We start from the raw sequence: 1,080 nt of genomic DNA, 5'->3' as shown, positions 1-1,080 counted from the left end.
AGACGCTCGCGGCGCGTCATGCGACGCGCGTGCTGCGCGATGCGTGGCGGATGGCCAGCTTCAGTTCGCTGACCGCGTCGATGGCGCGCGAGGAGGCGGGCGTCGCGGCCGTGCCCGATGACGAACTGCGGCCCGATCACGATGCGCTCGCCGCGGTGGCGCCGGATGGCGAGTGGCTATGGGCCGATGCGGTCGCGCCCGAACCGCCGGACGACGACATCCTCGTGTTCCCGCGCGGTGCGGCGGCCGGCGAGTGCCTGCACCGCCTGTTCGAACTCAGCCGCTTCACGGAGCCCGAGTCGTGGCCCAGGGCCGCGCTCGGCGCACTGCATGACCGGCCGGTCGAGGCCGAGCCCGAACTCGCGACGCGCCTGCCTGCGATGATGGTGCAGCTGGTCGACGATGTCGTGCGCACCGAACTCGTGCCGGGCATGCGGCTCGCCGATCTCGATCCCGCGAAACGGCTCGACGAAATGGGTTTCCTGTTCCCGGCGCCGTCGCTCGACCTGATGGCGCTGCGCCGGCTGCTGGTCGCGCACGGCTACCCGGACGTTGCACTGGAGGCGGGCATGCTCGCCGGTTTCATCAAGGGTTTCATCGACATGATCGTCGAACACGACGGCCGCCTCTGGATCGTCGACTGGAAGTCGAACCATCTCGGCACGACGCCGGACGCCTACGGCCCGCGCGCGCTCGACGTCGCGATGGCCGATCACGCGTATCACCTGCAGGCGCTGCTCTACACGGTCGCACTGCATCGCTACCTGCGCGGGCGGCTGCCCGATTACGACTACGACACGCATATCGCAGGCTACCTGTACCTGTTCGTGCGCGGGGTGCGGCCCGACTGGCGCAGCGGCGGCGAGCCGGCCGGCGTGCATGCGCGGCGGCCCGCGCGCGCGCTCGTCGACGCACTCGACCGAATGATGGAAGGGGGCCGCGCATGAACATGAACGCGCAGGACGATACGCTCGAATTCACCGGCGGCCTCGTCGCGCGGTTGCCCGAACCCGCCGATTTCGGCATCGCGCTCGCGGAAGGTTTCGCACGCCGCATCGGCGATCTCTCTCGCCGCGCCGA

1 protein-coding gene is annotated in these 1,080 nt (G+C 70.3%); it reads left to right on the top strand.

Features of this window, described 5'->3' with window-relative positions:
* Nucleotides 1–947 (top strand): PD-(D/E)XK nuclease family protein (locus tag G3N64_RS39140; RefSeq protein WP_205788900.1); only part of this gene is annotated, 947 nt, incomplete at its 5' end.
* Nucleotides 948–1,080: the final 133 nt, after the last annotated feature.

The organism is Burkholderia sp. Ac-20344, assembly GCF_017104975.1.
Classification (GTDB): domain Bacteria; phylum Pseudomonadota; class Gammaproteobacteria; order Burkholderiales; family Burkholderiaceae; genus Burkholderia.
The sequence above is the reverse complement of the archived record's forward strand: the minus strand, read 5'-3'. Positions and strand labels throughout refer to the sequence as shown.